Annotated in this window: 24 protein-coding genes and 1 riboswitch; of the genes, 15 read left to right on the forward strand and 9 right to left on the reverse strand. The window is 61.2% G+C overall.

All coding sequences use genetic code 11. The features are described 5' to 3' along the window. Nucleotides 1-140 precede the first annotated feature (140 nt). Genes Q7U49_RS10380 through Q7U49_RS10390 form a run of 3 tightly spaced genes read left to right on the forward strand, consistent with a single transcriptional unit; the run spans nt 141 to nt 2,458 of the window. Nucleotides 141-332 carry a PepSY domain-containing protein gene (locus tag Q7U49_RS10380; RefSeq protein WP_304764197.1) on the forward strand — a complete coding sequence of 64 codons (192 nt, stop codon included), beginning with the start codon at nt 141-143 and terminating at the stop codon, nt 330-332. A gap of 54 nt (nt 333-386) precedes the next feature. Continuing rightward, a complete protein-coding gene (locus Q7U49_RS10385) occupies nt 387-1,049 on the forward strand; it encodes a response regulator transcription factor (protein ID WP_304764198.1) in 663 nt (220 codons plus the stop codon). Further along, nucleotides 1,046-2,458, forward strand: coding sequence for an ATP-binding protein (locus tag Q7U49_RS10390; RefSeq protein WP_304764199.1), 1,413 nt, complete (start codon nt 1,046-1,048; stop codon nt 2,456-2,458). The genes Q7U49_RS10385 and Q7U49_RS10390 overlap by 4 nt, the downstream gene beginning before the upstream one ends. A 53-nt stretch (nt 2,459-2,511) precedes the next feature. Here Q7U49_RS10390 and Q7U49_RS10395 read toward each other — a convergent pair whose 3' ends face one another. Further along, a complete protein-coding gene (locus tag Q7U49_RS10395) occupies nt 2,512-3,801 on the reverse strand; it encodes a solute carrier family 23 protein (protein ID WP_304764200.1) in 1,290 nt (429 codons plus the stop codon). Between the two features lie 138 nt (nt 3,802-3,939). On the opposite strand from Q7U49_RS10395, the gene Q7U49_RS10400 reads away from it, so the two are divergent. Then, entirely contained in the window at nt 3,940-4,650 is a 711-nt protein-coding gene (locus Q7U49_RS10400; RefSeq protein ID WP_304764201.1) for a YebC/PmpR family DNA-binding transcriptional regulator, read from the forward strand. Here Q7U49_RS10400 and Q7U49_RS10405 read toward each other — a convergent pair. Further along, nucleotides 4,643-5,641, reverse strand: coding sequence for an extracellular solute-binding protein (locus tag Q7U49_RS10405; protein WP_304764336.1), 999 nt, complete (start codon nt 5,639-5,641; stop codon nt 4,643-4,645). The genes Q7U49_RS10400 and Q7U49_RS10405 overlap by 8 nt on opposite strands. 119 nt (nt 5,642-5,760) lie before the next feature. Further along, nucleotides 5,761-6,195 (reverse strand): ferric iron uptake transcriptional regulator, encoded by a 435-nt coding sequence (gene fur, locus Q7U49_RS10410; protein WP_304764202.1) that lies wholly within the window; start codon nt 6,193-6,195, stop codon nt 5,761-5,763. Nucleotides 6,196-6,312: 117 nt separating this feature from the next. Between fur and Q7U49_RS10415 the strand changes: the two genes are divergently transcribed. From Q7U49_RS10415 to ppk2, 3 genes are read left to right on the forward strand one after another with little or no spacing between them, the layout of a single operon-like run. Beyond that, the gene (locus Q7U49_RS10415) at nt 6,313-7,020 is read left to right on the forward strand and encodes a VOC family protein (protein WP_304764203.1); all 708 of its coding nucleotides are present in this window, start codon (nt 6,313-6,315) and stop codon (nt 7,018-7,020) included. Nucleotides 7,021-7,076: 56 nt separating this feature from the next. Further along, a complete protein-coding gene (locus tag Q7U49_RS10420) occupies nt 7,077-7,850 on the forward strand; it encodes a DUF3750 domain-containing protein (protein ID WP_304764204.1) in 774 nt (257 codons plus the stop codon). 9 nt (nt 7,851-7,859) lie between these two features. Further along, nucleotides 7,860-8,660 carry a polyphosphate kinase 2 gene (ppk2, locus tag Q7U49_RS10425; RefSeq protein WP_304764205.1) on the forward strand — a complete coding sequence of 267 codons (801 nt, stop codon included), beginning with the start codon at nt 7,860-7,862 and terminating at the stop codon, nt 8,658-8,660. Nucleotides 8,661-8,760: 100 nt separating this feature from the next. Here ppk2 and Q7U49_RS10430 read toward each other — a convergent pair whose 3' ends face one another. Then, nucleotides 8,761-11,160 carry a PAS domain S-box protein gene (locus Q7U49_RS10430; RefSeq protein ID WP_304764206.1) on the reverse strand — a complete coding sequence of 800 codons (2,400 nt, stop codon included), beginning with the start codon at nt 11,158-11,160 and terminating at the stop codon, nt 8,761-8,763. A 189-nt stretch (nt 11,161-11,349) separates the two neighbouring features. Beyond that, nucleotides 11,350-11,438: riboswitch (cyclic di-GMP riboswitch) on the reverse strand. A 264-nt stretch (nt 11,439-11,702) separates the two neighbouring features. Here Q7U49_RS10430 and Q7U49_RS10435 point away from each other — a divergent pair. Together Q7U49_RS10435 and Q7U49_RS10440 are read left to right on the forward strand one after the other, a co-directional pair. Beyond that, nucleotides 11,703-12,077 carry a PilZ domain-containing protein gene (locus Q7U49_RS10435; RefSeq protein WP_304764207.1) on the forward strand — a complete coding sequence of 125 codons (375 nt, stop codon included), beginning with the start codon at nt 11,703-11,705 and terminating at the stop codon, nt 12,075-12,077. Nucleotides 12,078-12,107: 30 nt separating this feature from the next. After that, nucleotides 12,108-12,677: a restriction endonuclease gene (locus Q7U49_RS10440; protein ID WP_304764208.1), complete on the forward strand. Its 570-nt coding sequence runs from the start codon at nt 12,108-12,110 to the stop codon at nt 12,675-12,677. Nucleotides 12,678-12,700: 23 nt separating this feature from the next. Here the strand turns inward: Q7U49_RS10440 and Q7U49_RS10445 are convergent, their stop codons facing one another. The 5 genes from Q7U49_RS10445 to Q7U49_RS10465 all read right to left on the reverse strand — a co-directional run bounded on the left by Q7U49_RS10445 (nt 12,701) and on the right by Q7U49_RS10465 (nt 17,850). Continuing rightward, on the reverse strand, nt 12,701-13,621 hold the full coding sequence (locus Q7U49_RS10445) for a DMT family transporter (RefSeq protein ID WP_304764209.1): 921 nt from the start codon (nt 13,619-13,621) through the stop codon (nt 12,701-12,703). Continuing rightward, nucleotides 13,618-14,016, reverse strand: coding sequence for a thioredoxin family protein (locus tag Q7U49_RS10450; RefSeq protein WP_304764210.1), 399 nt, complete (start codon nt 14,014-14,016; stop codon nt 13,618-13,620). The genes Q7U49_RS10445 and Q7U49_RS10450 overlap by 4 nt, the downstream gene beginning before the upstream one ends. After that, the gene (locus tag Q7U49_RS10455; RefSeq protein WP_304764211.1) at nt 14,009-15,118 is read right to left on the reverse strand and encodes a 6-phosphofructokinase; all 1,110 of its coding nucleotides are present in this window, start codon (nt 15,116-15,118) and stop codon (nt 14,009-14,011) included. Before Q7U49_RS10455 ends, Q7U49_RS10450 begins: the two co-directional genes overlap by 8 nt. 75 nt (nt 15,119-15,193) lie before the next feature. After that, nucleotides 15,194-15,817: a response regulator transcription factor gene (locus Q7U49_RS10460; RefSeq protein ID WP_304764212.1), complete on the reverse strand. Its 624-nt coding sequence runs from the start codon at nt 15,815-15,817 to the stop codon at nt 15,194-15,196. Then, nucleotides 15,814-17,850 (reverse strand): nitrogen regulation protein NR(II), encoded by a 2,037-nt coding sequence (locus tag Q7U49_RS10465; RefSeq protein ID WP_304764213.1) that lies wholly within the window; start codon nt 17,848-17,850, stop codon nt 15,814-15,816. The genes Q7U49_RS10460 and Q7U49_RS10465 overlap by 4 nt, the downstream gene beginning before the upstream one ends. Before the next feature lie 101 nt (nt 17,851-17,951). On the opposite strand from Q7U49_RS10465, the gene Q7U49_RS10470 reads away from it, so the two are divergent. The 6 genes from Q7U49_RS10470 (at nt 17,952) to Q7U49_RS10495 (ending at nt 23,374) form a co-directional block, all read left to right on the forward strand. Next, nucleotides 17,952-18,446, forward strand: a complete 495-nt coding sequence (locus Q7U49_RS10470; protein WP_304764214.1) for a LapA family protein — start codon at nt 17,952-17,954, stop codon at nt 18,444-18,446. A gap of 229 nt (nt 18,447-18,675) precedes the next feature. Beyond that, complete coding sequence (locus Q7U49_RS10475; protein ID WP_304764215.1) at nt 18,676-19,722, forward strand: ABC transporter substrate-binding protein; 1,047 nt, start codon at nt 18,676-18,678, stop codon at nt 19,720-19,722. Between the two features lie 5 nt (nt 19,723-19,727). Continuing rightward, on the forward strand, nt 19,728-20,615 hold the full coding sequence (locus Q7U49_RS10480) for a proline/glycine betaine ABC transporter permease (RefSeq protein WP_304764216.1): 888 nt from the start codon (nt 19,728-19,730) through the stop codon (nt 20,613-20,615). Beyond that, entirely contained in the window at nt 20,608-21,699 is a 1,092-nt protein-coding gene (locus tag Q7U49_RS10485) for a glycine betaine/L-proline ABC transporter ATP-binding protein (protein WP_304764217.1), read from the forward strand. The genes Q7U49_RS10480 and Q7U49_RS10485 overlap by 8 nt, the downstream gene beginning before the upstream one ends. A 99-nt stretch (nt 21,700-21,798) precedes the next feature. Further along, nucleotides 21,799-22,251: an SH3 domain-containing protein gene (locus Q7U49_RS10490; protein ID WP_304764218.1), complete on the forward strand. Its 453-nt coding sequence runs from the start codon at nt 21,799-21,801 to the stop codon at nt 22,249-22,251. 4 nt (nt 22,252-22,255) lie between these two features. Beyond that, nucleotides 22,256-23,374 carry a mechanosensitive ion channel family protein gene (locus tag Q7U49_RS10495; RefSeq protein WP_304764219.1) on the forward strand — a complete coding sequence of 373 codons (1,119 nt, stop codon included), beginning with the start codon at nt 22,256-22,258 and terminating at the stop codon, nt 23,372-23,374. Nucleotides 23,375-23,383: the final 9 nt, after the last annotated feature.

Consider the following 23,383-nt stretch of genomic DNA (forward strand, 5'->3'; position numbering starts at 1 on the left):
GCTCTGACCTCCCTCGACCAGTCGCACTGCCTCTTGCTTGAATTCGAGCGTGTATCGCGCTCTTGCCGTTTTCGTCATTTCCGTTCTCCTTGCCTGAATTTAAACACTCAGCAAGGGATACGTTTTTCGAGGGCAAGGTCATGGAACGCGAGCACCCGGGCCAGGTGCTTGATGTGGAACTGGAGCATGAAAAGCAGGACGGCGTGGCACGCTGGGTCTACGAGGTCAAGCTCTTGCGCAAGGGCGGCGCCCTGGTCAAACTGGAAGTCGACGCGCGCACGGGCGAGGTGATCAAGCGCAAGGTGAAGGACCAAGGGTATGGGCAAAAATAACTTCCCGGTTATTCGCGAGAAGTCGGGGTCCTTGCCAACCAACAGAAATCAAGCATGCGCCTGCTGATAGTCGAAGACGAACCCACCTTGCTGGCGCAGCTGGCCGAGGGCACGCGCGCTGCGGGTTACGCGGTAGACCTGGCCGATAACGGCCTGGACGCCCACTTCCTGGGCGACACCGAGCCCTACGACGCGGTGCTGCTCGACCTCGGGCTGCCCAAAATGGACGGTATTTCGGTGCTGCGCCAATGGCGCGCGGCGGGTCGCAACATGCCGGTGCTGATTCTGACGGCGCGCGACGGCTGGCATGAAAAAGTGGCCGGCATCGACGCCGGTGCCGACGACTACCTCAGCAAACCCTTTCACATGGAGGAGCTGCTGGCGCGGCTGCGCGCATTGATCCGCCGCGCTGGTGGCCATGCCAGCGCCGAGCTGGTGTGCGGCCCCTTGAGCCTGGACACCCGCCACAGCCGCGCCGTGGTGGCGGGCCAGGCGCTGAGCCTGACCAGCCACGAGTACCGCGTGCTGGCCTACCTGATGCACCACCGCCACCAGGTGGTGTCGCGCAGCGTGCTGGTCGAGCACATTTACGCGCAGGACTTCGACCGTGACTCCAATACCGTGGAAGTCTTCATTGCCCGGCTGCGCAAGAAGCTGCCCGCCGGCATGATTGAAACCGTGCGCGGCCTGGGTTACCGCCTGGTCGAACCGGCATGAAGCTGTTGCGGCTGCGCCGCTCACTACGGGTACGCCTGCTGCTGGGCACCTTGTTCTGGATTGCAGCCTCGATTCTGGTGGCCGGCTGGGGCCTGGGCAGCCTGTTCAGGCAACACGTCAGCGACCAGTTTCATGCCGAACTCACCAGCCAGCTCGACCAGCTAAGCGCCCAGTTCACGCTGGATGCGCAGGGCCGCCCGCAACTCACGCTGGCGCTCGGTGATCCGCGTCTGAGCCGGCCCTATTCGGGCTACTACTGGCAGATTGATCAAATGGCCGACAGCGCCACCGCGCGACCAGCGGCCGTGGGTCAGCTGCGTTCGCGCTCACTCTGGGACCATGTGCTGGCGCTACCCGCAGACATCCTGAACGACGGCGCCACACACCAACACCGCGCGATGGGGCCACAGGGCCAGCGGCTGAGGCTGGTTGAGCGCAGTGTGCGCCTCGAAGACAGCCCCGATGGCCAGGCCCGCAGTTTTCGCCTGATCACCGCCGCCAACGAGCAGCTGATGCTGGCACCGGTAGCCCGTTTCAACGGCCTGCTGTGGTTGGCGTTGGGCGTGCTGGGAGCTGGCCTGATGCTGGCCGCCGTGGTCCAGGTGCGGGTCGGTCTGGCGCCCTTGCGCGCACTGCAAAGCGCCCTGGCCAAGGTGCGCCAAGCCGAGACGCAGCAACTTGAAGGCGAATTTCCGACCGAAATCACGCCGCTGATCAGCGACTTCAACAAGGTGCTGGCGCACAACGCCGACGTGGTGGCGCGCGCGCGCACCCACGCTGGTAACCTGGCGCATGCGCTCAAGACGCCTTTGAGCGTGCTGGCCAACGCGGCGGACGCCGCGCGTGAGCAAAGTCCCGCCAGCGCCCAACTGGCGCAGTTGGTCAGCGATCAGGTGGCCATTGCGCGCCAGCAGGTCAACTACCACCTGAGCCGCGCCCAAGTGGCGGCCAGCACGCGTCTGCCAGGTGCCAAAACAGCCGTGTCACCGTTGGTGGACGGGCTGGTGCGCGCCATGCGTCAGATCCATGCCGAGCGTCAGCTGACGCTGAACACCGGGCCGTTTGCGCCCGCGCTGGGGTTTCGCGGTGAAGCACAAGATTTACAGGAAATGCTGGGTAATTTGATCGACAACGCCTGCAAGTGGGCGACGCACCGGGTCGACATCCAGGCCCGGCGCAACGCCGACACCCTGGTTATCACGGTGGATGACGACGGCCCCGGACTGGCCGCTGGTCAGCGGGATCGTGTCCTGCAGCGCGGCGTGCGCGCCGACGAACAGGTGCCAGGCTCGGGCCTGGGCCTGGCCATCGTGGACGACCTGTCCCGCCTGTATGGTGGCCAGGTGACGCTGGCCGATTCGCCGCTGGGGGGATTGCGGGCGGTGCTGGAACTGCCCGCACTGGTTTAATTCCTTGCGGGTCAGACCACTTTGCGAAACAAACGTGCTCTGACCCCAACCGATCAAGACGCGCGGCGGTTCAGCAGCGCATACAACACGATGGCGCCAAAGGTGGCGGTACCGATGCCGCCCAGCGCGAAGTCACCAAACTTGAGGGTGAAGTCACCGGTGCCCAGAATCAGGGTGATGGCGGCCACGATCAGGTTCTTGTTGTCGGAAAAGTCCACCTTGTTCTCGACCCAGATGCGCGCGCCAGCCACCGCAATCAGGCCGAACACCACAATGCTGACGCCGCCCATCACCGGCAACGGAATGGTCTGAATGACCGCGCCGAACTTGGGGCTGAAGCCCAGCACAATCGCCAGCAGCGCCGCCACCAGGAACATGGCGGTCGAATAGATTTTGGTGGCCGCCATGACGCCGATGTTCTCGGCATAAGTGGTGACCCCGGTACCGCCGGCACTGCCACTGACCATGGTGGCGACGCCGTCACCGATGAAGGCACGGCCCATGTAGACGTCCAGGTTCTTGCCGGTCATGGCGGTCACGGCCTTGATGTGGCCCAGGTTTTCGGCCACCAGGATGATGGCCACCGGCGCAATCATCAACATCGCCTTGGAGTCGAACACCGGCGCAGTAAAGCCGGGCATGCCGAACCAGGCCGCGTTGAACAGGGCGCTCAGGTCCATCGGCTTGCCCAGGCCCAGACCGTTGGTCAGCAGGGCGTAGAGCACACTGGCCACCAGCAGGCCGACCAGAATCAGCAGGCGCTGCACCATGCCACGGGTGAACACAGCCACCAGCGCCACGCAGATGAAGGTGGCGGCCTGCATCCAGCTGTCAAAGTTGTTGGCCGCCATGTTCTTGATCGGCACACCCGCCAGGTTCAGGCCGATCACGGCCACCACCGAGCCGGTCACTACTGGCGGCATCAATTTCTCGATCCAGCCGGTGCCCGACACCTGCACCAGCACGCCAATGGCGGTGTAGAGCGCCCCGCAGGCGATGATGCCGCCCAGCGCCACCCCCATGTTGGCGTTCAGGCCCTGGCCGGCGTAACCGGTGGCCGCAATCACCACACCAATGAAGGCAAAGCTCGAACCCAGGTAGCTGGGCACCTTGCCGCCGGTGATGACAAAGAAGATCAGCGTGCCGATGCCGCTCATCAAAATAGCCAGATTGGGATCAAAGCCCATCAGGATGGGTGCCAGCACGGTGGCACCAAACATGGCAATCACGTGCTGCATGCCCATCACGGTCGTTTGCGCCCAGGGCAGGCGCTCGTCGGGGGCGATCACGCCGCCTTTCAGCAGGATGTCAGGGCTTTTTTCGGTCCAGTCAAATAAGCGCATGGGGTTCCTTGGTTGTTGCGATCTGGTTGTGCGTCAGGGGCCAATTTGAATGGCCACACGGTCAGTGGTGAATTGTGTCACGCCGGGTGTATAACCTAGGCCCCTTCAAAATCATCGCAACAACAAGGAATTTCAGACATGGGCGCGCAGTGGAAAGCAAAAGGCAAGGAATTGGCGGCGAACACCCGGGGCCGGGTATTTGGCAAACTGTCCAAGGACATCATCCTGGCCGCCCGCAGCGGCGCCGACCCCGCTGCCAACTCGCGCCTGCGCTTGCTGGTGGAGCAGGCGCGCAAGGCGTCCATGCCCAAGGACACACTGGAGCGCGCCATCAAGAAGGGGGCCGGGCTCACCGGCGAGGTGATCAACTATGAGCGGGTGATTTACGAGGGCTTTGCGCCGCATCAGGTGGCCGTCATGGTTGAATGCCTGACCGACAACCTCAACCGCACCGCACCCGAGATGCGCGTGCTGTTTCGCAAGGGGCAGTTGGGCACCTCAGGTTCGGTCGCCTGGGACTTCGACCATGTGGGCATGATCGAGGCCGAACCTCTCAGCAAAGACGCCGACGCCGAACTGGCCGCCATCGAGGCCGGCGCGCAAAACGTCGAGCCCGGCGACGAGGAAGGCACCACCTTGTTCCTGACCGACCCGACCGACCTGGACCTGGTAAGCCGGGCCTTGGCAGCGCAAGGCTTCAACGTGTTGTCGGCCAAGTTGGGCTACAAACCCAAGAACCCGGTGGACCCCAGCAGTTTGAGCCCGGCACAGCTGGAAGAAGTGGAAGCCTTCCTGGCCGCCATTGATGCCAATGACGACGTGCAGAACGTCTACGTCAGCCTTACTTGAACCCCACCCGGTCCAGCATTTGCTGAACCTTGATCTGGTTCATGCCGACCGCGCTGATCGACACGACTTCGCGTTTGAAGTTGCCGCCCGACATGGCTTGCAGCGCCGGGTTGTCAAACTGCACGCCCTTGGCTACCGGCCATTCGTTGTTGCCGTCGGCAAAGTGCTTTTGGGCTGAGGGGCTCACCAGGTATTCCAGAAACTTGACGGCGTTGTCCTGATGCTTGGCATGCCGCGCCACCGCCCCGCCGGCGATGTTGACGTGGGTGCCCCAGCTGGCCTGGTTCGGGAACATCACCTTGACCTTGCCGGCCACCGCCTGGTCTTCGGGCTTGGTGGACCGCATCAGACGCGCCAGGTAATACGAATTGGTGACCGCCACGGCGCACTCGCCTGAAGCGACGCCTTTGATCTGGTCGGTGTCGCCACCCTTGGGCGAGCGCGCCATGTTGCCCACCAGGCCTTTGAGCCAGACTTCGGTTTTGGCCGGACCCAGGTGCTCGGTCATGGCGCCAAACAGGCTCAGGTTGTAGGGATGCGAGCCCGAACGGATGCACAACTTGCCCTGGAGCTTGGGGTCGGCCAGCTTCTCGAACGTATCGACGTCCGCGGCGTTGACCTTGGCCGGGTCATAGACCACCACGCGGGCCCGGGTCGACAGGCCAAACCAGGGCGTGCCGCCGTTATCGGCCGGTTTGGCGCGCAAATTGGCGGGAATGACGCCTTCCAGCACCTTGGACTTGATGGGCAGGAACAAGCCGTCCACCTCGGCACGCCACAGGCGCGACGCGTCCACCAGCAGGATCACGTCCGCCGGCGAGGCGCTGCCCTCGGCCTTGAGGCGCGCCAGAATCCCGGCGTCGTCGGCATCGACGCGGTTGATCTTGATGCCGGTGGCCTGGGTGAACCCGCTGTACAGCGCCTCGTCGGTGGGGTAGTGGCGGGCTGAATACAAATTCAAAACAGGCTCGGCGGCCTGAGCCAGGCCCATGCTCAAACCCAGAAGTGCAAGGGAAAATTTAGCGAAAGAACGAACCATGAAAAAACTCCGCGAGTGAATGAATGGCTGAATTCTATCTCAAATGCGAATCATTCTCATTATTATTTGATTCAGTTCTTGTTTTTATGCGGGCACGCGGTTTTGATGCAGCGCGCATACAGACTCAGTGAATGGTCTTCAATTTCGTAACCCTGCGCCTTGGCAATTTTTTTCTGTCGGGCTTCGATCTCGGCGTCAAAAAACTCCTCGACCCGGCCGCAGTCCATACAAACGATATGGTCGTGGTGCTTGCCTTCGTTGAGCTCGAACACCGCCTTGCCGTTCTCAAAGTTGCTACGGCTCAAAATGCCCGCCTGCTCAAACTGCGTCAGCACGCGGTAAACCGTGGCCAGGCCGATGTTGACCTTATCGGACAGCAGGATTTTGTAGATGTCTTCGGCGCTCATGTGGCGCTGTGACGCGGTTTGAAACAATTCCAGGATGGTCTGGCGCGGCCCGGTAACCTTGAGGCCGGTGTCTTTGAGCGTGTGCGTTTTTTCGTTCATGGTGAGACCTAGCCTCAAGTTTAGGGAAATGCGGTGCTGCGTGCGGGTTAACGCAGCGCAACTTATACCAAAGTCTGGTGGTTTTAGCACGCCAGCAGGCAATGGTATGGTTCAGCCATGAAAACACAAATTGATCATCTGGTCGTCATGGCCCAAACCCTGGCGCAGGGCGTGCAATGGTGCGAAGCCACTCTGGGCATTACCCCCGCGCCCGGCGGTGAACACGCACAATTCGGCACCCACAACAGCCTGTTCAAAATAGCCACCCCCGGCTATCCGCTGGCCTATCTTGAAATCATTGCGATCAACCCGGCGGCCAAAAAGCCTGCCAACACGGATGCCAGGCGCTGGTTCGACATGGACGACGCGGCGCTACAAGCCGCCGTGGCGCTTGAGCCGCGTTTGATCCATTTTGTCGCCAACACCGATGACATCCAGGCCGCCCGGACGGCCTTAAGAATGCAAGGCATCGAGCGAGGCCCAGCGTCACACGCCAGCCGCCATTCACGTCGCGGCCTGCTGCAATGGCAAATCACCGTGCGCGAAGACGGCCAACGCCTGTTCGACGGCACACTGCCGAGCCTGATCCAGTGGGGCAAGGCCGGTGAGGCCGAGCCGCTGCGCCTGCACCCGCGCAACAGCCTGCCGCGCTCGGGTGTGTCGCTGCAAAGCCTGGCCATCACCCACCCCAGCGCCGACAAGCTGCAAGCCGCGTATGAGGCCCTCGGACTCACCGGCGTGACGCTGGAAACCGGCCCGGCCAACCTGGTCGCGACGCTGAAAACACCCAAGGGCACGGTGGTACTGCAGAGCCACGGCGTTTAGTGGCTTGATGGCCTGACAAAAGCGGTCCGGTACACCACCCCGGATAATCAAGCATCTTGAAAAATCTTCCCCGCCTGATGCGCATCCTTGCTACCGTCTGCCTGGCCCTCGCCGCCCAAACCGGCTTTGCGCAGGGCAGTTCCCAAGCCGCTGAGGTTCCAAGCCGGAGCTGGGCCACTGCGCCCAGACACTCCGCCGGCATCGCGCCAGACCCGGCGCAACTGGCCCAGCTTGCCATCGCTCAGGTCTATATGGCGCCCACCTACGGTTGGCGCGGTTTCTTTGCAGTCCATCCCTGGATCATTTACAAGCGCCAGGGCGAAATCACTTTTACCCGTTACGACGTGGTGGGCTGGCGTGCACCCCAGGTGGTGCAACGCAATTACGCCCTGCCTGACGGCCTCTGGTACGGTGCGACGCCCGAGCTGTTGGTGGATCACCGGGGCGAGGGCGTCGACGCCATGATTGATGCCATTGAAGCCGCCGTGGCCAGCTACCCCTTTGCCGACCAATATCGCAGCTACCCCGGCCCCAACAGCAACACCTTTCTGGCGCATATCGGGCGCCAGGTGCCAGCTCTCCAGCTTGACTTGCCGGCCAATGCCATCGGCAAGGACTACCGGCCGCTGACGAGCCCGGTCGGTGTCTCACCGTCCGGTTCTGGCGTACAAATTTCCCTGCTGGGCCTGCTCGGCGCCAGCGTGGGGCTGCAGGAGGGGTTGGAAGTCAATGTGCTGGGGCTGAATTTTGGCCTTGACTTCAACACCCCGGCGCTGCGCCTGCCTTTCTGGGGACGCTGGGGCTTCAAGGATGTGGCCAGCCCCGGCTAAGATGAGGCCATGAAAAAATCCAAACACGGCAAGCCCGCCACCTTGGGCAAGAGCGATTATTTCGACAAGCTCGAACCGCTGCAGCTTGAGCTCAATGACCTGGCGCGCTGGCTGGTGCACACCGGCAAGCGCCTGCTGGTGGTGATCGAGGGGCGCGACACGGCGGGCAAGGGCGGTGTGATTTCGGCCATTGCCGACACGCTGAACCCGCGCCAATGCCGCACCGTGGCGCTGGCCAAGCCCGGCGAGCGCGAGCAAAGCCAATGGTACTTTCAGCGCTACGTACCCTACCTGCCTGCGGCCGGCGAGATCGCGCTGTTTGACCGCAGTTGGTACAACCGTGCCGGCGTGGAACGGGTCATGGGGTTTTGCACGGAACAGCAGACCAAGGACTTCCTGAAACAAGCGCCGGTGTTTGAGAAAATGCTGGTGGACGACGGCATTCTGCTGTTCAAGTACTGGCTGACGGTGGACCAGGCGCAGCAGGAGCAACGTTTTGCCGAGCGCCTGGCCGACCCGCTCAAGCGCTGGAAACTCAGTCCGATTGATCTGAAAGCGCGGGAAAAATACGCTGAATACGGACAGGCGCGTGACGTGATGCTAAAGGCCACCCACTCAAAGGCTGCGCCCTGGACGCTGGTGGATTTCAATGACCAGCGCGTCGGCCGCCTCACGCTCATTCGCCACCTGCTCGACCAGATCCCTGACCGCAAGGTCACCGAGACCCTGGTTGATTTTCCGCCGCTGGGCCACGCGCCCTTGCACGAGAAGTTTGGCACTGCGCTGAAACCGCTCAAGACCAAAGCATGACCCGGGGCCAGGGACAATAGCAGGAACGTTCACTTGATCGGCTCTTCAAGACCCGCTGCTGTCCACCAATGAGCCGAAATGCGTCCTCCAATCCGGCCGTTCAGATGTTCTGATCATAAAATCGAATCAAATTGAGCCCTGTCGCTTTGGCTTGGTACATTGCCGTATCAGCCCATGTCAGGACGTCGTCCGGGCTGGCTTCATGATTGACAAACAACGCCACGCCGATACTCGCCGAACAATGATATTCGACGCTGGTAGCGGCTTTCCCATCGCGCCTGATGGTGAGCAGATAGGGCTCTGACAAAGTGAGACGGATCTTTTCGGCCACGACGCGAGCCTGTGAGGTCGATTCAACTCTATCTATATCCAGTTCACTGAGCATCACCACAAACTCGTCGCCGCCGAAGCGTGCCACCGTGTCTATTTCGCGCACACAGCTTTTCAGTCGATCTGCCGCTTCAATCAACAGCAAATCGCCAACTTCATGCCCATGCTGATCATTCAATGACTTGAAGTTGTTCAGATCAAGGAACATCAGTGCACCGTAGCAAGCGCTGCGCTTGCTGGCCGCCATGGCCTGGATCAGGCGATCGTTGAGCAGGCGACGGTTCGGCAGTTGGGTGAGCGCGTCATGAAACGCCAGTTGCCGCACCTGCTCTTCTATCAGCCGGCGCTCGGTGATGTCGATAAAACTACCCAGGCCCGAAGGCTTGCCCTCCCAGTCGATGGTGTTGACATAGCCTTGCCACTGTCTCACCTCACCATCCTTGCGTACCATGCCGACCACATAGGACTTCTCGACCTCTTCTCCGTTCATGCGTCGTTGATGCAAGTCCCTCAGACGTGGACGATCCGCTTCGTCAACCAGGGGGATGAACGGTTGGCCCAGGATTTCGTTCTCGGGATAGCCAATCATTTCCACAAGCGCCCGGTTGACGTACTTGATCAGACCGTCCTGGGTAATCGCGATGCCCAAGGGCAACTCCGCGACGAAGTTGCGATAGCGAGCCTCCGAATTTCGCAATACCACCTCAATGCACTTGCGTTCAGTGATGTCCGCAATCACGCCAACGAGGCCGCGATCTTCACCGCTGGCGTCGGTGAAACGCTTGCCCGTCAGGTTACCCCAGAACTCGGTGCGATCGGCGCGCCAATAAAGTCTTTCCAAATCCACCGACTGGATTTCGCTGGACAGCAACGCTTGCATCCTCTGTCGACTCATCTCGCGTTCCGCCGGCGGCACGAGGGCGACATACTCGCTTCCCACCAGCGCTTCGACAGAACAACCGAACATCTCGGCCATGCGTTGATTGGCTTGCGTGATACGCCCTTCCTTGTCCACCAGAAAGATGGCCACGCTGGACGTGTCAAGAATCTGCTTGAGCAAAGTCTCCCGTTGCGCCAGGGTTTCCAGCAGGCGATTGAAGCCGCTGATAAGCTCGCCGATTTCATCCTGGCTGGTGATGGGCAAAGGTTTTAGCGGCTGGCTTGTGCCCGACAGGGTGGCCAGCGTTCTCGTGGCAGCCAGCATTGGCGAGAGCTGGCGTCTTAACATCCACCAGGTCATCCACCAGATCAGGCTGCCTGCCAGCAGCGTGAGCAGGATCGTGGCCAGTAGCATGCGCCGTTGCATCGAATAAATCGGGGCAAAGGCCTCTGCGGTGGGCAGGTTGGCCACCAGTTTCCAGCCGGATACTGGAATGTTCTTGGCCGAGACCAGCACCTCCACGCCAACTTGGTTGACGTACAGGTCCGTACCTTCGTAACCCTGGACAAAACGATCAATCGCTGGGCTGATGCCGGGGGCGGGCAGCGGCTGCATGATGCGGCTCTTGTCGGTGGCAGTGATATTCAACCGGAGCTGCGGAGCCGCAAGAAAATAGCCGCCTGTCTTGCCGTAGCGGCTTTCAGTGATCTTGTCCAGAAAATTGGGTTTGCCCAGATTGATCACCCCCATCAAGATGCCCATCACCTTGCCCTGCGGATCCCGAATGGGCACGGCCATGCCGAAAACCGGAGCCAGCAGTTTGCGTCCCATGACGGGTCGGCCAATCGTTGACGTTCCCGCCTTGAGTGCGGTGGCCACGGCATAAACGTCCATGTAATTGACGCCGATCCGTCCGGCCGTGAGCGGGACTTCGGCGATCGCCGTGCCATCAAGACCCAGGGCGATAACGCCACCGTTGAATAGCATTTGCAAATGCGAGTGCTGTTGCAGCAGGGCCTGCAATGCCGCTGGCTTGCCCAGCATGATCGGGGTAACACCTCCGGCAACGACTTCCAGTAACCGCAACCGGTCGTCCAGTTCATGATTGACCTGGTGGGCCAGCAAAGAAACTGTCGCGAACTGTTGGTCGCCCAACAGGCCTTGCATATCCTCGCGCAGCATCCGGCTGGCGTAGAACGTCAGCGACCAGATGCCGATCAGGAAAATGGCCAGCGTGAACAGGGTCACTCTTGTCTTCAGCGACCGCCACTGGAATAAATTCGACTTCATGCTGATTTTTATCCTTCGACTGATCAGCACCTTCCTCGATGTACTTGATCACTTCATGTGACTGTCAAACCATCGACGCAACAGCCAAGAATTCGCTGATAAATGAGGGATTTCATTTGCAGCTTCCGATGTGGCCAACAACAAGACACAGCGACAACTGCAGACCCGGTTACGAAATGAACAATTTCCCGGAGCAACTCAGCTGCCCTTCCAGCGATTCTGGGATGGGGCCTGTAGCTTTGTGTCTGCAGCTTCCGCTGCATTTACCAATGTCACAAAGTGTAACGAGATAAGTTCAAGCGCGTACAGGGGAAACTACTTCCCCCAGATGGGGGATGCCGCGACTGCAGCGGAGAAACGACTTGAATGGCTGGTGTTGCTTAATAAGATGTGCTTGACTTGGCGGTCCGCGTTGCGAGTTGCTCAAAACCGGTCAAGCGTCTGGCCACGGTGGCCCAAGGCCGACCGCCGGCAGGGTGCTAACATGACAAAAGCCGTCCTGAGGCGGCGATTTTGTTCTGTTGCAGCACAGGAGCTTTGCCATGAATTCAGCCGACGCCAGCCAACTGCGCCATTTTTCGCGCATTCCCTTTCTTGCCGATATCCAGCTCCATCTGGCGGCAGGCGTACAAAATGGCCGCTTGCTGGATATCGCGCTCAAGGGCGCACTGGTCGAAACCGCGCAGCCCGTCGCCGCCGAACTGGGCGACTCCTGCGACCTGGTTCTCCCACTGGGTGACGACGGCGAGAAAATCGTCATGGAAGGCGCGATTGTCCATCGCAAGGGGCTACAGATCGGCATCGAATGTCGCCATATCGACCTGGATAGCCTGACCCGCCTTCGTCGTCTGCTGGAACTGAACCTCGGTGACACGGCCTTGCCGAAAAAGGAGTTGTCCCACCTGTTCAGGAAATGAACTTCACGAAGTCAAAGACAAGCTATCCCCATGAAACTGAAAATGTCCGAAAACTCGCTGTTTGCGATTTTGCTGCGCTCACCCTGGTGGATCAGCCTGCTCATCGTCGCCGGGTTCACGCTGCTGTCCTTTGCGCTGCTGCCCGATCGCTATGTGGGCTTTGGCGTGATGGGTGGGTTTCCGTTTTTGGTGATCTCCGTGCTAGCGGCGCGCAAACAGTGGCGAGCGCCCAGCGCAGCCAGCGTGACCGACATGTTGACGCGCGTAAGCGCCATGTCGTGGCGGGATTTTTCGGCCCTGATCGGGCAAGTCTATGTCGAGCAGGGTTTTACTGTCACACGCCTCAACACCCCGGCAGCCGATTTTCTGCTGGTCAAAGGTGCCCAAGGCACGTTGGTGAGCTGCAAGCGATGGAAAGCGGCCAACCACGGCGTGGAAGCGCTGCGCGACCTGGTCGCCGCCAAAGAAGCGCAGGAGGCACATCAGTGCGTATACCTCAGCCTGGCACCGGTCAGTGACACCGCCCAACGTTTTGCCAAGGCGCAGGGCGTGACGCTGGTGGCAGGCAAGGACCTGGCCCGCTTGCTGCTACAAAAATAGTTTGGCGCTGGGCTCCATCCAGGCTACCGGCTTTCCCTGTTGACCAGCCAGATGCCTGAACACACCAGCACGAGGGCGAACACATTTTTCCACTCAAGGATGCTCTCGCCAAGAAAGATGGCCGACAAAATGGCACCAAATATCGGGATCAGGAAGTTGAAGATGGTCACCATGCCGACGCGGTTGTACTTGAGCAGGATGGTCCACAAGGCGAAGGCCACCGACGACAACACGGCCAGGTAAAGCAGCAGCGTGGTGGATGCCAGCGTGAACCCGGTCAGCGTGCCGCCCGTCAGGTAACCGCCCAGCAAGAGTGCCACGCCGCCGATGCCGAGTTGGTAACCCGTCAGGACGATCGAATCCATCGACTGCGAGACTTTCTTGCCGTAAATCGACGCGGCCGACAAAATGAAGGCCGCCATCACCACCGAGCCTTCTCCCAGCAGACTGAAGTCAAAGTCCAGCAGGTCCTTGTTGAAATTGACCACCATCACGCCGACAAAGCCCACCAGGCAACCAACGACTTTGTTCAGGCTCAAGCGGTCATTGTGGTAAATGAAATGGGCCAGCAGGACGCTGAAAAACGTGCCGGTCGCGTTCATGATCGAACCCTTGACGCCAGTGGTGTAGGCCAGTCCCACATAGAAAAAAATGTACTGCAAGGAGGTTTGTGTCAGGCCCAGCGTGGTGATCTGACGCAGCTTGGTGCCGTCGAGGTTGAAGATCGGGCGCTGCGTCAGGCGCGCCATGAGCAGCAGCAAGGCACCGGCAATGACAAAGCGGTAACCGGCAAAGACCATTTTGGACGGCACGTCGGCGGCACCAATGGCAAACAGCGCATAGCCATTCTTGATGGCCGGGTAGGCGCTGCCCCACAACAGGCAGCACAGGCAGGCCAACAACACGACCACCTTGCGGTCGGAAAAAAACGGATGCGGGTTCAAGCGGCCGCCCGGGCGGCCAGGATCCGCGCCACCGCGGCGTGCAAGGCCGGCTCGGCCAGTGGCCTGGCGGACGCGCTTTCAGCCAAGCTGCGCACCAACCGTTCCAAGGTCTGCGGCTGCGGCGTGATCAGGCCAAAAAAGCGCGGAACACCCGCCACGGCAATCAACAGCGTGGGGAAATCATCCACGTCATCCAGCGGGTGCAGCAGGTCGGCATCGTCCTCGATGTCAAGCCAGACAAACTGCGCCTGCGGGTGATCCGCCTGCACGGCCGCCGTCACCTGCGCAAAGCCGTACCGATAGTCGCGGCACACGCCACACCACTCGGCACACAGACACACCACCAGCAGGGAAGCCGAAGCCGTCAAGGCTTCTGGAACAACACTGTCAATCACCAAAACAAATACCCAGGTCGCGTCCGGTTTGCAAGGTGTCGCAGTCCAGCGGCACGGCCTTCATGCGGCCTGCCACCTCCTCCAGTGCCACGTAGTCCACACCGTCCAGGCCCAGCGACACCATGATGCCGCTCTGGCCTTCGTCCAGCGCGCGCACGGCCGCGGCGCCAAAACGCAGCGCCGACAGGCGGTCAAACGACGTGGGACTGCCGCCGCGCAGCAGGTGGCCCAGCACCACCACACGGGTTTCCTTGCCGGTTCGCTCGGCAATGGCGTGGGCGACGCGCTCACCCACACCGCCCAGGCGTTCGGCATGACCGACCTCTGCCGGCGCCAACAGTTCGCGATGGCCGTCAATGGCCTGAGCGCCTTCGGCCACGACCACGATGGAATACAGCCGCCCTTCGCTGTCACGGGCGCGCAACTTGGCCTCGATTTTGTCGAGGTCAAAAGGAATTTCCGGAATCAGCACGGCGTGGGCGTTGCCGGCAATGCCGGTGTGCAGGGCGATCCAGCCAGCGTAGCGGCCCATCACCTCCACGACCATCACGCGCTGGTGGCTTTCGGCGGTGCTGTGCAGGCGATCCAGGCACTCGGTGGCAAAGCCCACGGCGGTGTCAAACCCAAAGGTGGTGAAGGTCTTGTCGAGGTCGTTGTCAATGGTCTTGGGCACACCCACCACACGCAGGCCTTTTTGGTGCAGGGCGTTGGCGATGGTGAGGGAGCCGTCGCCACCAATCGACACCAGGGCATCTATCTCGTGGGTGCCAAAGTAGGCCAGGATTTCATCGGAGCGGTCAATTTCACGGACCGTGCCGTCGGGCATGTTGACCGGAAACTTCAGCGGATTGCCCTTGTTGGTGGTGCCCAGAATGGTGCCGCCCAAATGGCCAATGCCGCGCACCCGGTCGCGCGTGAGCCGCGCCACGCCGCCTTCCGAGTAGCGCTCCGGAAACAAAATGCCATTGAAGCCGTCGCGAATGCCATAGCAGTCCCAGCCCCGGTTGCTGGCGGCAATCACCACCGACTGGATCACCGCGTTGAGCCCGGGGGCGTCGCCGCCGCCGGTGTTGATGGCAATGCGTTTGATGGGTTTGCTCATGGTTGAATTCCTTGGGGTAACGCAATAAGTCGCCGCTGTTCGCGGGCACAGGCTCCATTGTGCCGTGAACAGAACTCAGCCCAGCGGCTCCAGCCGACCCAATTTGTGCGCCAGTTCAACCGCCGAATCGACACCCATCTTTTCAAAAATGTTGGCGCGGTGGAACTCGACCGTGCGCGGCGTGATGCCCAGGTGGTCGGCAATGTTCTTGTTGTAATGGCCGCGGATGAGTTCATCGAGCACCTCGCGCTCACGCGGACTCAAAGAGACCAGCGCCTGGCGCAGGCGCTGCGTCTCGGAGTCATCCAGCAGCGCGGCATTGGCCGCCGCCAGCGCCTGCTGCACACGGTCCACCAGTTCGTTGTCCTGAAACGGTTTTTCCAGAAAGTCCCAGGCGCCCTGTTTGACCGCCGCCACCGCTGACCCAACGTCACCATGGCCGGTCAAAAAAAGCACCGGCCAGGGGCAACCCAGGGCTTTCAGCTGCTCATAGGTGACACTGCCCGTGAGCGGTGCCATGCGCATGTCGAGCAACACCACCGCCTGACCCCAGTCCCCCTGCAGGGCACGCGCCGCGGCCAAAAATGGCAGGCCGCCGTCCCAGGTGGCGCTTTGGAAACCACGCGAGTCAAACAGCCAGGCCAGGCCGTCGCGGATGTCGGGGTCGTCGTCAACAATGTGCACGCGGGGGCGGTTCATGGCAGCTCCTTGCTTTGGCGGGGTTTGGCCAGCGGCAAGGTCACGGTAAAGCAGGCGCCGCCCAGCAGCGGGTCGCGGCTGACCACGATGCGGCCGTGGTGGGCCTCCACAATCGAGCGGCAAATGGCCAGGCCCATGCCCATGCCGCCCTCCTTGCTGCTGACAAAAGCATTGAAAATGGTGGCCTGGGCATCGTCGCTGACGCCCGGGCCGGTGTCGGCCACGCTCAGCACCGCCATGCCCTGGTCCGGGTCCACGCGCAGTTCCACCCAGACTTGCGGGCGCTGGTCACCATGCGGTGCCCAGTCTTGTGCGTTGCCCACCAGGTTGTTGACCAAGTGTTCAAACAGCAACTCGTCCACCTCCACCCAGACCCGCTGGTCGGGCAAGGACCAGGCGGGTGTGGGCGCGTTGTCATCGCCAAACAAGCCCATGACCCGCTGCAGCAATTTGACCAGATCCAGCCTTTGCGGCGACAGCTCGCGCCGGCGCGCAAACGCATTCACGCGCTGAATGATGCCGCCGGCGCGCTCGGCCAGCCGGGCCATGCGTTGCACCACCGGCAACAATTCGGGCAGCTCGATGCTGCCATCATTGAGCCGATTCAGCAGGCCGTTGGCAAAGCTGCTCAGGGCGCCCAGCGGCTGGTTCAGTTCGTGCGCCAGGGTCGAGGCCACTTCACCCACCGCCACCAGACGGCCCGAGGCTTCCAGCTTTTCCTGCTGCTGCGCGGCCATGCGCTGGCCACGTTTGCGCTCGCTGATGTCCAGCACCGAACTCATCCAGCCAATCTGCTCCCCGGTGGCGGTATTGAGCGGCGCCTCGTGGATCAGCACATCAATCAGGTGACCGTCGGCGTGCTGGAACTGCACCTCCACGCCTTCGCCGCTGGTGCCTTGCAGCATGATGCCGTCATGCACCCGCTGCAAGGCATCGATCTGCTCGACCGGCCAGTACGGGAACGGGATGGTACGGCCAATGAGTTCGACCGCGCTGTAACCCACCATGCGGCAAAACGCATCATTCACGTACAAAATTTTGCCGCCCAGATCCCAGGCACGCAACCCAATGGTGACCGAGTTTTCCATGGCCGTGCGCAGTGCCACCTGGGCCTGCAGCAAGGCCTGCACCTGCTGACGCTTGATGAAGTCGCGGCGCAAGGCGTACAGGCTTACCAACATGCCCGACAGAAACAGCAGGGCCACCAAAAAGAAAATGCGCGGCACGGTGGTGGGCTGGACCTGGGTCAGGGCCACCTGCACAAACAGGTCGGTGCCTGGCAGGTTCAAGGCCGCGCGGTAATCCATCTCCGGAGTCTCAATCGCCTCGGTGGTGAGCAATTCCACGCGGTGGTCCTGCATGAACCAGGCCGGCAACAAGGCACGCAGCGCCTGGTTCAGTGACACCGCCACCAGGTAATTGCCGGCAAACTGGCCGCGGTCAAAAAAGGGCACGGCCAGCCACACCACATCGTTCGGGATGCCCTTGCTGTCGCGCATCAGGCCGGCATAGGCAGCGCGGCGCAGGCCCTGGCTGGTGCTCTGCATCAGCGCCAATGCCTCGGCGTTGTCGGCGTGGGCGTCCCAGTCAACCGACCAGCGCGCCGGGCCCACGCGCGGGTCGTCGAGTTGCCCGGCCGGGATCCAGCCGCTGGACAAAATAACCCCCGGCTCACGCCACAGCAAACCTGCTTTGAGCTCAGGTGATTGCTCTGGCAACAAGGCGCCCACTCCGGTGCTCTGTTGCACCGCCTGGCGCGACAGCACCAGCAAATCGTCTTCGAGCCGCCTGAAGTGAAATTGCACGCTTTGCTCCAGCCACTGGGCGTCGGCCGCCCGGCGCCGCGCCGCCTCTTCGGCTTCAAAATTATTCAGGTACAGCAGCAGCGTGACCACCGAACCCAGCAACAAAGCCAGCAGGCCCAGCAGCCACCACAGCGCGCGCCGGTTGCGGCTGCCGGTGCGCGCAGCGGACTGTTGCAACAGGGCAAAGTCAAAGGAGGCATCAGCAACAGTAACAGGGCTTGGGGTCATGGACAACCAGGAGGTGCGAGAAGCGCATGATAGTCTTTGGTGTATCCTGAAACACAAGCTTTTCTAAAGTCAAGCCTCACATCAACCATCAGGAGTCCATCATGCGTATTCGAAGTTTAGTTTTGCTGTTGGTCCTCGTCCTCATTGGCGCCTTCACCGTGCTCAACTGGAGCGTTTTCATGGCCGACACACCGCTGTCATTGGGCCTCACCACCTTGCATGCGCCGCTCGGCCTGATCATGCTGGGCTTGCTGATTTTCGTGGTGGCCTATGGCCTGGTCTACGTGCTGTACCTGCAGTCCAATGTGCTCATGGACACCCGCCGCAACGCCAAGGAGTTGCAGACCCACCGCGAGCTGGCCGACAAGGCCGAGGCCTCGCGATTTACCGAACTGCGCAGCTTTCTGGAGACTGGCATGAAACAGAGCGCCGAGCAGGACAAGGCCGCACAGCAAGCCTTGGTGGCGCGAATCGACGCGCTGGAAAACAGCTTGCGCACCAGTGTGGAGCAGTCAGGCAACTCGCTGAGCGCCTACATTGGTGAGCTCGAAGACCGCCTGACACCAGACAAAACCGCGCCTGCCGCATTGCGATAAACCAGGTCGTTAACCAGCAAATTCAGACTTTCAAAAACTCATAAGGCATATCAAGCTTGATTGATATGCTTGACTTATGGGGTTCAATGTAACAAAATACATTTGTGCAAAAGTAATAAACTTGCTTTTCTCAAGCACAACACATCCCCGCAATCGCGCTCTTGATCACCCCGGTGCGACGCCCGTTGCGGAGCTGTTTGTATTGAATTTTGAATTTCCAGGAGCCCCCATGAACCACTTCCCCAAACTCTCTTTGACCGTGCTGGCCGCCGTCGTCACCCTGGCAGCCTGTGGCAAGAAGGAAGAACCCGCAACGCCCGCGGCAGCGGCTGAACCGGCGGTGACCCAGGCCTGCGGCAAAGTCACGGTGGCCAACATGAACTGGCAGTCGGCCGAGGTACTGGCCCACATCGACAAACTGATTCTGAGCAGCGGCTACGGTTGCGATGTGGAACTGGTGCCCGGCGACACCATGCCCACGCTCACCGCCATGATGGAAAAAGGCAAGCCTGACGTGGCCCCCGAGGCCTGGATCAACGCGGTGCGTCAACCGCTCGACCTGGCCGTGAAAGAAGGCCGCCTGCATTACGCCGCCGAGTCGTTGAAAGACGGCGGCGTGGAGGGCTGGTGGATTCCCAAATACCTGGCTGACGCCCACCCCGAGATCAAGACCATTGACGACGCCCTGAAGCAACCCCAACTGTTTCCGGCGCCCGAAGTGAAGGACCGGGGCGGCATTTACAACTGCCCGGCGGGCTGGGCCTGCCAGCTCACCACGGGCGCCGCCTTCAAGGCCTGGGGTGCCGCCAAAAAGGGATTCGTGCTGGTCAACACCGGCTCGGCCGCCGGGCTGGACGGCTCAATTGCCAAAGCCTATGAGCGTCAGCAGGGCTGGCTGGGTTACTACTGGGCGCCCACGTCCATCCTGGGCAAATACGAGATGGTCAAGCTCGACGCCGGCGTGCCACTCGACAAGGAGGGCTTTGAGGCTTGCAACACCAAGGTGGATTGCAGCAAGCCGGTCAAGAGCGACTGGCCCAAGGCCGTGGTCTACACCGTGGTGACCGATCGCTTCAAAAGCATCGGCGGCCCGGCCTACGACTACCTGGCACAGCGCAGCTGGCGCAACGACACGGTCAACCAGTTGCTGGCCTGGATGAGCGACAACCAGGCCACCGGCGAAGACGGCGCCAAGTACTTTTTGAAATCCCGACCAGAGATCTGGACCGCCTGGGTCAGCCCCGCGGTGGCCGACAAAGTCAAAGCCAGCCTTTGAGCACCATGACGACCCTGATCGAATTCCCCACCATGGGCGCCGAGCAACTCAGCAGCCTGCGGCGCTTCATTGACGGGGGTTTCAGAACTTTCTCGCGAGAGTACGGTGAAACGCTGGAGCGCCTGTTTGACCCGCTGCGCGAGTTCCTGATTTTCTCGGAGCGCCTCATGACCCAGTCACCCTGGCCTGTGGTGATCGGTGCGATTGCCCTGATCGCCTGGCTGGGCTCGCGGTCCTGGAAGATCACGCTCGGCACGGTGCTCACCCTGCTCGCCATTGGCTACTTTGGCATGTGGATCGACACCATGAAGACGATCTCGATGATCTTTGTCTGCACCGTCGTGGCATTGGCCGTGGGCCTGCCGATTGGCATTGCCATGAGCCGCTGGGACCGGCTGCAGCGCGCCATCAACCCCGCGCTCGATGTGATGCAGACCATGCCAAGCTTTGTCTACCTGATTCCGGTGGTGATGCTGCTGGGCATTGGCCGCGTGGCGGGCATGATTGCGGTGGTGGTGTACGCAATTCCGCCAGTGATCCGTTTCACCAACCTGGGCATCCGGCTGGTCAGCACCGACCTGCTCGAGGCGGCTGACGCCTTTGGCGCCTCGATGTGGCAAAAAATGTTCAAGGTACAGCTGCCACTGGCGCTGCCGACCATCATGGCCGGCATCAACCAGACCATCATGCTGTCGCTGGCGATGGTGGTGATTGCCTCGATGATTGGCGTGCAGGGCCTGGGCCAACCGGTGCTCAAGGCCATCGCCAACCAGTACTTCACCATGGGCATGTTCAACGGACTTGCGATTGTCGGCATAGCAATCATTTTTGACCGCGTGTCGCAAACCTATGGCAAGCGACTGCAGAAACACCTGGAGGTGGTGCATGGCTGAGGACCTGACCCCCACATCGGCCGCCAGGGCCGGGCCGGACAGCGTGCCGAGCAATGCGGTCAACATCTCGATCAAACATCTGTACAAGATCTTCGGCCCCAACCCCTCAAAGCATTTGGCCGCCGTGCAACAAGGCATGAGCAAGCAGGAGCTGCGCGACGTGCACGGCCATGTGCTGGGCCTGCGCGATATCAACATCGACATGCCCGGCGGCGGCATCCAAGTAGTGATGGGCTTGTCAGGCTCGGGCAAAAGCACCCTGATCCGGCACATCAACCGGCTGATCGAACCCACCGCCGGCGAGCTCTGGGCCGGTGATCAAAATGTGATCGCCATGAACCCGCGCGCGCTGCGCCACTTCCGGCGCGAACGCACCGCCATGGTGTTCCAGAACTTTGCCCTGTTTCCGCACCTGACGGTGCAGGAAAACACCGAATACGGCCTGCAGGTGCAGCACGTCAAGCACAAAAAACGCCGGGACGCAGCTGCGCGCTGGATCGAGCGCGTGGGCCTCAAGGGCTACGAAGACAGTTACCCCAACCAGCTCTCGGGCGGCATGCAGCAGCGCGTGGGCCTGGCCCGCGCCCTGACCAACGACGCGCCGATTTTGCTGATGGACGAAGCCTTTTCGGCACTCGACCCGATGATCCGCAGCGACATGCAGTCGGTACTGCTGGACTTGCAGCAAGAGCTGGGCAAAACCATTGTCTTCATCACCCACGACCTCGAAGAAGCGCTGCGCCTGGGCGACCGCATTGCCATCCTGCGTGACGGCGAAGTGATTCAGCAGGGCACCGGCCAGCAAATCGTGCTCAAACCCGCAGACGACTACATCAGCAGCTTCATCAAGGACGTGAACCGCGGCCGCGTGATCCGCTGCCGCACGCTGATGACCCCCGGCATCACGGTGGACGGCCCCAGCGTGGACGCCAGCCTGGTGCTCGAAGAAGTGGCGCGGGTGCTCAGCGCCGAGGGCAAGGACGCCGCCAACGTGACCAACAGCCGGGGCAAACTGCTGGGCAGCATCACGATGAGCGACCTCATTGCCGCCATGGTGCCGCCCAAGGCAGAAGAGGCCACTTAAGCCGCGCCTTTCTAACGCATCACTCGCACGAGTGATGCCTGCATGTCTCACATGGCGAAGGTCACCCGGATGCCATGCAACTTAAAACAAAGGGCTCTCATGTTGAATTTAGGAAAATGGGCACGCGCACTGGCGGCACTCACGCTGGTGGCGTCAACGGCAGCACTGCAAGCTCGCGAGATGGTGAGCGTCGACAGAGCAGAGATCAACATGCGCGCAGGTGCCGGCACGCAAACTGCCGCGTTGTGGACACTCACCCGGGGCTACCCGCTGGAGGTGACGGGCCGCCAGGGTCAATGGCTCAAGGTGCGTGACTTCGAAAACGACACCGGCTGGGTGTTCCGCCCGCTGGTGGGCAAAACGCCCCATTTGGTGGTCAAGTCGCGCGTGGCCAATGTGCGCAGTGCACCCGGTACCCGAAGCCGCATTTTGGCCAAGGCGGATCACGGTGAAGTGCTGCGCACACTGGAACACCGCAACGACTGGGTCAGGGTGCAGCGCGAGGGCGGTCTGAAGGGCTGGATCGCGCGCCGACTGCTGTGGGGCTGGTAAACGCATGTTCCGAAAACTCATCGACAACAACACCCTCAACGACTGGACCTCCGCCGCTCTGGCAGCGGCTGCCTTCATGCTGCTGCTGCTGGCCCTGCGCTGGCTGGTGTTGCACTACCTGAAGCGGGTTGCCAAAAGCACCGAGACCGTCATTGACGACTTTCTCCTCGACGTGCTGTCAGCCACCCGCGTCCTGCTGGTAGCCGCCATTGGCCTGTACCTGGGCAGCCATTTTCTGACCCTGCCGGCATCATTGGAAAAGTGGGTGGACCGCATCTTCATCATCGCGCTGATCCTGCAGCTAGGTTTCTGGGCCTCGCGCGGGCTGATTTTCTGGCTGCGCTACCACTTTTCGCGTGGCGAGGAGGAAAACCAGGGCGCGCGCGCCATGACGCTGTCACTGCTGTCATTTTTGGGTCAGGTCGTCGTCTGGGTGCTGGTGCTGCTGTCGATGCTGGACAACCTGGGCATCAACGTCACAGCGTTGGTGGCGAGCCTGGGCATTGGCGGTATTGCCATCGCCCTGGCGGCGCAAAATATTTTGGGCGACCTGTTTGCCTCGCTCACCATCGCCATTGACAAGCCTTTTGCCATTGGCGATTTCATCATTCTGGGCGACGAGATGGGCACGGTAGAACACGTTGGCCTGAAAACCACGCGCATTCGCAGCCTGGGCGGTGAACAGATTGTGCTGTCCAACAGCGACCTGCTGCAAAGCCGCATCCACAACTACAAACGCATGAACGAGCGCCGGGCGCTGTTTGCCATTGGCGTCACTTACGACACGCCGGCGGAAAAACTGGAACTGATTCCCGAGCTCATCAAGCAAGCCGTGGCAGCACAAACCGACGCCCGTTTTGACCGAGCCCATTTCAAAAACTTTGGCGCTTTTTCGCTCGACTTCGAGACCGTGTACTACGTGCGCAAACCCGACTACAACGTGTTCATGAATGTGCAGCAGGCCATCAACCTGAAACTGGTGCGCAGCTTTGCCGAGCACGGCATTGAATTCGCCTTCCCGACCCAGACGCTGCACCTGAACCACAACGCGGCGCCTGCCCCAGCCCTGGCCGGGGTGAACAAACCCACCGGGACTTTTAAGCCAGCGAGCACACCCGCATAATCACGTACC

The organism is Rhodoferax sp. (genome assembly GCF_030653815.1).
Taxonomy (GTDB): domain Bacteria; phylum Pseudomonadota; class Gammaproteobacteria; order Burkholderiales; family Burkholderiaceae_C; genus Rhodoferax.